The organism is Verrucomicrobiota bacterium (assembly GCA_016871535.1).
GTDB lineage: Bacteria > Verrucomicrobiota > Verrucomicrobiia > Limisphaerales > SIBE01 > VHCZ01.
Map to the genome: position 1 here is coordinate 23,941 of VHCZ01000051.1, position 7,234 is coordinate 31,174.

The 7,234-nt window shown below is 59.3% G+C and carries 6 protein-coding genes; 3 read left to right on the forward strand and 3 right to left on the reverse strand.

What is annotated here, in order from left to right:
* Positions 1-43: 43 nt before the first annotated feature.
* Both FJ398_09275 and FJ398_09280 read right to left on the reverse strand, forming a co-directional pair.
* Positions 44-1,411 (reverse strand): B12-binding domain-containing radical SAM protein, encoded by a 1,368-nt coding sequence (locus FJ398_09275; GenBank protein ID MBM3838141.1) that lies wholly within the window; start codon positions 1,409-1,411, stop codon positions 44-46.
* Positions 1,408-1,803, reverse strand: a complete 396-nt coding sequence (locus FJ398_09280) for a hypothetical protein (GenBank protein ID MBM3838142.1) — start codon at positions 1,801-1,803, stop codon at positions 1,408-1,410. Before FJ398_09280 ends, FJ398_09275 begins: the two co-directional genes overlap by 4 nt.
* A gap of 443 nt (positions 1,804-2,246) precedes the next feature.
* Between FJ398_09280 and FJ398_09285 the strand changes: the two genes are divergently transcribed.
* The gene (locus tag FJ398_09285) at positions 2,247-3,122 is read left to right on the forward strand and encodes a LysR family transcriptional regulator (GenBank protein ID MBM3838143.1); all 876 of its coding nucleotides are present in this window, start codon (positions 2,247-2,249) and stop codon (positions 3,120-3,122) included.
* Positions 3,123-3,563: 441 nt separating this feature from the next.
* Complete coding sequence (locus FJ398_09290) at positions 3,564-3,782, forward strand: hypothetical protein (protein ID MBM3838144.1); 219 nt, start codon at positions 3,564-3,566, stop codon at positions 3,780-3,782.
* 82 nt (positions 3,783-3,864) lie between these two features.
* On the opposite strand, the gene FJ398_09295 is transcribed toward FJ398_09290, so the two are convergent.
* A complete protein-coding gene (locus tag FJ398_09295) occupies positions 3,865-5,178 on the reverse strand; it encodes an NADP-dependent isocitrate dehydrogenase (protein MBM3838145.1) in 1,314 nt (437 codons plus the stop codon).
* A 382-nt stretch (positions 5,179-5,560) separates the two neighbouring features.
* On the opposite strand from FJ398_09295, the gene FJ398_09300 reads away from it, so the two are divergent.
* Entirely contained in the window at positions 5,561-7,045 is a 1,485-nt protein-coding gene (locus tag FJ398_09300; GenBank protein MBM3838146.1) for an ATP-binding protein, read from the forward strand.
* The last annotated feature ends 189 nt before the right edge of the window (positions 7,046-7,234 follow it).

Genomic DNA, 7,234 nt, shown 5'->3' on the forward strand with positions numbered 1-7,234 from the left:
GGCAACTGATTTGTGACTTGCCGATGTGGATGCACTGCGCGGCTCACGCCGCGAGCGATGCCACCGCCTCGGAGTGCTTGAAGGGGCGGTGCCGACCAAAGTTCGGAGAGGTTTTCAAACGAGCCTTGAAGCGGCGGCGGCGCGTTTGAGTTTCCTCCGCCGAGTAGAGCGTTTTGACCAGCCGCAGGAAACCTTGTTGCAGTTGATCGATGGACATGTCTTTGGGCCGGAGATTGATGTCAAACAACGTGCAAAGTTCCCAGGCCTTGTCGCGAATGATTCGTCCTTCAGCTTTGAGCCGATGGTAGAGCGGGGTGCCGGGGAAGGCCGTCAGGAACGTGACTTGCACTTCGTACAGACCCGATTCGCGCACGAAAGCCAGCACGTCATCAAAGACCTCCGGCGTGTCGCCATCAAGACCCAGGATGAAACAGCCGTTGACCGTGATGCCGAAGGATTGGATTTTCGCGATGGCTTCTTTGTAGCGCTCTTGTTGGCGCATTTTCCAATTGGCGTTCAATTCGACGCCGTCCAGGCTGACTTTTCGCGGGCTCTCCAGTCCGATCAGAATTTGCTGGCAACCCGAGTCGCGCATCAAGCCGAGCAACTCGTCGTCCCTGGCGACGTTCAGATCGGCTTCCGTAAACCAGCGCAGATTCTCCCGAACCAGCGCCCGGAACAGCTCCTTGTAATGCGTGTAGTTCACGAAGCTGTTGTCATCCGCGAATTCGATGAAGGGCCGCGACCAGATGCGTTTGATGGCGTGGATTTCTTCGATCACTTTGGCGACCGGTTTGAGTTTGTATCTCGGCGTGAGGAGGATTGAGCTGGCGCAGAACTCGCATTTGTGCGGACAACCCCGGCTGGTCTGGACCGTGATTCGGTTGTATTTGTCCGGATCGAGCAGATCGAAGCGGGGCAGGGGAGCCTCTCGCAGGTCAAAACTGCCGCGCGGCGACTGGGCGTAGTAGGGTTTAAGATTCCCCCTTTCAAAATCCTTGAGGATCATAGGCCACAAAGGCTCGCCTTCGCCGACCACTACACTCGTGCAGTGTTCTTTGGCCTCCTCCGGAACGGACGTGACATGCAACCCGCCCAGAACGACCGGGACTCTCCTGGCCCGATAATGATCCGCAAGCTGGTACGCCTCGTTGATCTGCGCCGAAAAGGAACTGATCGCCACCAGATCGTAATCCTCAGGCAGCGCAGTGCATTGCTTCAAGTCTGCGATCTCGCGATACTCGACCTCGAACTTGTCCGGCGTCAACCCCGCCAGAGTCAGGAGGGACAGACTTGGCATTGACGCGATGATTTTGTTTCGTTCGACGAACCCGGGCAACGTCAGGCCGAGTTGGGTGAGTTCGTCGTTGTGCGCGCGCACACCGCTCATGGCAATGAATCCGATTTTCATAATTTGATGATCTCCCAGAGCAAGAGCGAACCGCCGAGAATCAGGCTGAGCACCGGAACGGCGAAGAACATCCGGAACCTCGGACAATGCGCCGTGGCAAAACAGCAGATCGGCATGGTGAGGGCGCCGAGAACGAACCCCCAGGAAGCGAATTGGGTTCCTTCTCCAACAGTCGCGAAGGTTCGAACGGTGAGGAAGAACAGGAGATTCACGGTCCCCAGCCCGAAGAATGAGATATGCCCCAGGCGATACAGGCGGCGCCGGAAACTCCCGTAACCGCCCAGCCAGTCCTCTCGGTGGAAACTCAAGCCCAGGATCATTCCCGACAGGAAGCCAAGCAAGATCCAGATCCACGCCACGACCAGATTCAAATGTGGAACGATCAATTTCATGATTCCAACTGGGCTGGCCTTTGTGCCTCGGTGGCGCACTCCGCCACAAGTTGGAGGCCGGTGTCTTCCCCCTCACCCTTCCCTCTCCCCCAGGAGAGGGGTTCCGCATTCGCAGGGCCAGGCTGATCGAAGCATGTCGGCAGATTCCAGCGTGGCATCGAACGCTCCTTCTCCCCAAGGGCCGGGGTGAGAATTCTCCAAAGCAAGACTTCGCACATTGGACCCCTGAACGTCCCCCTCTCCCGTGCCTTCTCCCCCTCGGAGGGGGAGAGGGTGTCCGTAGGACGGGAGAGGGGGACGTTCAGGGGGAGGGGATAGGTCATGTCGATGTTCATCGAAAAATTCAAATGCAACCAACTGCCCGAACTGCACGGCAGGATACGGGAGCTTGCTGGGCGGGCGGTAATTGATAAATTCAGCGCCACCATCAGCAAAATCAATCTATGAACATCCACCATCTGGAGTTGTTCTATTATGTCGCCAAACATGGAGGAATCGCCGAAGCGGTGCGGAACATCCCCTACGGAATCCAGCAGCCCGCGGTCAGCGGGCAAGTGATCCAGTTGGAGGAATATCTCGGCGTGACTTTGTTTCAGCGGCGCCCGTTTGTCCTCAGCCCGGCCGGTGAAGAGCTTTACGCCTTCATTCGGCCATTTTTCGACAACGTGAGCGCGGTCGCGGACAAGATTCGCGGCGGCATTTCGCAGCACGTGCGCATTGGCGCTTCGGAAATCGTTCTCCGCGATCATGTGCCGGAAGTCATTCAATCGGCGCAAAAGAAGTTTCCGAAACTAAGATTCACTCTGCACGAAGGGTATCAGCCGGAGCTGGAGAGTTTGCTGCAGAAGCGAGAGATCGACGTGGCTGTCACTTTGCTGGATTCGAAGCCGATTTCGGGAACGCACACCCTGCCGTTGCTGAAACTTCCCCTTATCCTCCTGGTGAGGAAATCAAACCGAATCCAGTCGGCTGAGGAACTCTGGAAGCGCGACCGAATCCAGGAGACGCTGATCAGTCTGCAGTCGAATGAAACCATCTGTAAGAATTTTCAACAAAGTCTGAGCCGATTGGGCGTGGACTGGTTCACGGGCATCGAAGTCAGTTCGCTGGCTTTGGTGGAGGCATACGTGGCGGAAGGCTATGGCATCGGTCTGGGTGTGCTTCCACCCAAGGCGAGGTTTTCTCCCGAAATCCGCCTGCTGCCGTTGCCGGATTTTCCGCCGGTTACGGTCGGCGCAATGTGGATGGGCAAGCCGACCGCCGTGATCCAAGCTCTTCTCAACGCCATGCAGCAACACGTCGAGGCACTCAAGAAGTAACCGGCGCCCCGGGTTCGATTGGTGCCCGCACCCGCGACAGCTCATTATCGAGCGCCAATTCAACCATCACGGCACGGAGTCGGAAGTCGTTCGCGCAATCAGGTGACCTGCTCGGCATGCAACCTGGCCAAAGGCAGCGGCCGTTCCAGGTCAAGTGTCGCTCACATTCCTTCAAAGGTGGGTCCGCGCCAGCCGCTTCGTGAGTAGCTTCCCGTGACCCACCCTCCGCGCGCCCGAGCTATGGCGACTCACAATCAACAGGAGGCTCGACGACGAGAAAGGCAAGCTCCGTGACAAGGCCAAGAATCCTGACGAATCGCTGAAGAAGTGACCGGCGCGGCCGCCCCAACGAAGCAATTGAAGCCGAGCCGATAACTTGGACCACACACTACAGTAGTGTTGACCGCAAGCATTTGGCGAAAGAACATAACAGCATCATAGATGAACAGCAGACTCATCAGCCAGAGAATCAACAGCGATCCCAGCCCGTTTGTCATTCGATTGAGCGATGGTACGCGGGTTCGGGTTGCTCATCCTGACTTCGTGGCTGTGTCGCCAGGGCAAGTGCTCGTCATGGGCAGAAACGAATCGGTCACGAAGATCGACACGCTCCACATCGTGGCGATCGAAGAACCGAGGCGAAGAAAAGCAAAGGCGTGACGTGTCGGCGTAACCGGTTGCCGTCTTTTGGCTCGACCTGAAGAGCTTCACTCCTTCCTGACAGGCCGGCAAGATGCCGTTCCTACATGTGCGCGATGATATTATCGCCGAACTCGGAGCACTTGATCTCCGTGGCGCCCTCCATGAGGCGGGCGAAGTCGTAAGTGACGCGCTTCGATGCGATCGCACCATTCAGTCCCTTGAGAATCAAATCCGCGGCTTCGGTCCAACCCAGGTGCCGCAGCATCATCTCACCGCTCAACACGACGCTTCCGGGATTGACCCGGTCCAGGTTGGCATACTTTGGCGCCGTGCCGTGCGTGGCTTCGAAGATCGCGTGGCCGGTGATGTAATTGATGTTGCCACCCGGCGCGATGCCGATGCCGCCGACCTGAGCCGCGAGCGCGTCGGAAAGATAATCGCCGTTCAAGTTCGGCGTGGCGATCACGTCGAAATCGTTGGGTCGAGTGAGCACTTGCTGGAGGGCAATGTCCGCGATGGCGTCCTTGACCACGATGCCCGCGCCGGGTTTGCCATCGGGAATCCGGCACCACGGTCCTTTGTCGATTTCCACGGCGCCAAAATATTCCTTGGCGACCTGATAGCCCCAATCACGAAAGGCGCCTTCCGTGAATTTCATGATGTTGCCCTTGTGCACCAGAGTCACGCTGCGGCGCTTGAACTTGACCGCGTAAGCAATCGCGCTGTGGATCAGCCGGACGCTCCCGCTGAAACTGACCGGTTTGACGCCAATGCCGACCCGCACATCATCGGGAACCGGCGCGCCGACCATCTTCCAAAACTCCGCCGCCTTTTGTTTGGTGCCGAAGCGGACCTTGTTGAAGTCCTTGGGAAATTCCTTGGCCAGGAAATCCAGGACTTTCTGGGCTTCCGGCGTTCCGCCCGCGAACTCGATGCCGGCGTAAATGTCTTCGGTGTTCTCGCGGAAGATCACCATATCGACCTTCTCCGGATGCTTCACGGGTGAGGGCACGCCCTTGAAATACTGGACCGGGCGAAGGCAGACGTAGAGGTCGAGCATCTGGCGCAACGCCACGTTCAGCGAACGAATCCCGCCGCCGACCGGCGTGGTCAACGGTCCTTTGATGCCGACCAGGAATTCCTTGAACGCCGTGATGGTGTCGTCGGGGAGCCAGTTGTCGAACTTGTTCTTCGCGGCCTCGCCCGCGAAGACCTCGAACCACGCGATCTTGCGCCGTCCGCCGTAGGCTTTCTGCGCCGCCGAATTGAGCACTCGCTCGCTCGCGGCCCAAATATCCGGGCCGGTGCCATCCCCGCGAATGAAAGGAATGACCGGATTATCAGGGACCGTAAGCTTGCCGTTGCTGATCAAAATCCGTTCGCCTGGCGGCGGGATGATGTCTTTGTAAGCCATGTTCGTTTGCGTTTGCGTGTTAAAAATGTCCGCTGGGGTTTATCGATTCTGCCGGTGAGCAGCAAGTTATTTGCATCACCGGCGCAGAATGGATGAAGTCCGAGACTCCGGCTCAACTTTTCTTGGCCAGAACTGCACAGAACTGGACTGTTTCCAAAGCATGGTATGGCTCGCCTGAAGCACCTACTCACCTTGGCCTTCAGGCCGCTTCAACGCCGAACTCCAGAGCGGGGCCGGAAGCAGCCTGAAGGCTGCGGTCCAAGGAAGCGTGAGAGTGAAAGTCGCCCTTTTTGGAGTCAAAGAACCGGTTCGGGGGGCGGGAAGCGCCGGAGGTTGCCGACAAATTTCCGGCCCATCGAAAAATGGCCGTGACGAATTTTCGATGCGGTCTAAATTTGTCGCCGTGAAAGATCGTTACATCGAGGCCGCCGTCACCCGGCTGGCCCTGGTGTCGGACAAGATGGGGTGGGTAAGCGGCCCGCGGCAGGTGGGCAGGACGACCCTTGCCAAACGGCTGTTGGAGCAGCGCGGCGCGGGCCGCTACCACAACTGGGACCAACTCGAGTTTCGCCGGTTGTGGGCGCGCACCCCCGGGACCGCCCTGGAGGTCTATCCCCGCCCGCCGGGCGTTCGCCCCTTGATTGTGCTGGACGAAATCCACAAAGCGCCCCGCTGGAAACAGACGCTCAAGGGGCTGTATGACACACGCCCCGAACCGCTCGACCTGGTAGTCACCGGCAGCGCGCGGCTCAACGTCTATCAGCGCGGCGGCGACAGCATGGCGGGCCGTTACCGGCACTTTCGGCTGCATCCGTTCAGCGTCGCCGAAGCCATCGGCAACGGGCCGGCCAGTCCGGAGGAATTCCAGGGCCGGCTCGCCAGCGGGGATTTGCCTGCCAGCGCGGACGGCCAGACGGCGCTGGCGACGTTGCTGGAGCACGGCGGCTTCCCGGAACCGTTCCTGGCGCAGGACGCCGCCCAAACCCGGCTCTGGCGGCGCAACCGTGACGAGCAGGTCTTGCGCGAGGACCTGCGCGATTTGAGCCGCGTCGCCGAGATTGGCAAAGCGCAGATGCTGGCCGTTCTCCTGCCGGAACGGGTCGGCTCGCTATTCAGCCGCAACAGCCTGCGCGAGGACATCGGCGTCGCCTTCGAGACGCTTGACCGCTGGTTGCGTGGACTGGAACTGCTTTACTACGTCTTCGAGGTCCGCCCCTACGCCCGGCGCGTTGGCCTCTCGCTCAAGAAAGGGGGCAAGCTTTATCTGTGGGAATACACCAGCGTCCCGTCCGGCCCAGCCCGTTTCGAGAACCTCGTCGCCTGCCACCTGCTGAAGGCCTGTCATTACTGGACGGACACCGGGGCGGGAGACTTCGCGTTGTGGCTGCTGCGCGACCGCGAGCAGCGCGAGATTGATTTTCTCATCACCCGCGACGGTCAGCCGTGGCTGCCGATCGAAGTCAAACAAACCGCCACCCAGCCGGAACCGGCCTGGAACAAGTTCCTGCCCACGCTGGCGTGCCCGCGCGCGCTGCAATTGGTCCAACAAGGCGTGCCCGAGCTTGCCGCGCAACGGTTCGGCCCGACCCGCCTGGCGCGTTATCGCCACGGCCGCGCGGGTGTTGTCCTGGTTGGTTTGAGGTTTAGAATCGGGACGACAATTGCCGCCGGCGCCATCCGCCGCGACGTAAAAGCCGCGCGCGTCGTGGCTGATGAAGATGCGCATCAAGCCCTCGAGCGGCCAGGCCGACAATACACCGACGCTCAACAGGAAACTGCCGAGCGTCGTTACGGTACGTGTTTGGCGGTGGCAGGGACGGATTCGTTTTCAGCACCAAAGACTGAAGAGATTTCAGCAATGCGATGACGCCAGCCAGTTCCTTGGTTTTCTCGAAAAGATATTCGGCGCCCGCTTCCAAACAGCTTTGCCTAAGTGGTCCATTTCATAAATACGCTCACGTTCGCGGCAAGGGATTTTTCGGCCAGACGAGGCGCGAGCGACGAGCATATCCCGAAGTGGATCTGTAAGGAGCAAGCAACGAAGTCTGGCGAAAAA

Excerpts from the sequence above, each read along its gene's own strand:
- FJ398_09275 (MBM3838141.1), bottom strand. The coding sequence starts at position 1,411 with ATGAAAATCGGATTCATTGCCATGAGCGGTGTGCGCGCGCACAACGAC.
- FJ398_09280 (MBM3838142.1), bottom strand. The coding sequence starts at position 1,803 with ATGAAATTGATCGTTCCACATTTGAATCTGGTCGTGGCGTGGATCTGG.
- FJ398_09285 (MBM3838143.1), top strand. The coding sequence starts at position 2,247 with ATGAACATCCACCATCTGGAGTTGTTCTATTATGTCGCCAAACATGGA.
- FJ398_09290 (MBM3838144.1), top strand. The coding sequence starts at position 3,564 with ATGAACAGCAGACTCATCAGCCAGAGAATCAACAGCGATCCCAGCCCG.
- FJ398_09295 (MBM3838145.1), bottom strand. The coding sequence starts at position 5,178 with ATGGCTTACAAAGACATCATCCCGCCGCCAGGCGAACGGATTTTGATC.
- FJ398_09300 (MBM3838146.1), top strand. The coding sequence starts at position 5,561 with ATGCGGTCTAAATTTGTCGCCGTGAAAGATCGTTACATCGAGGCCGCC.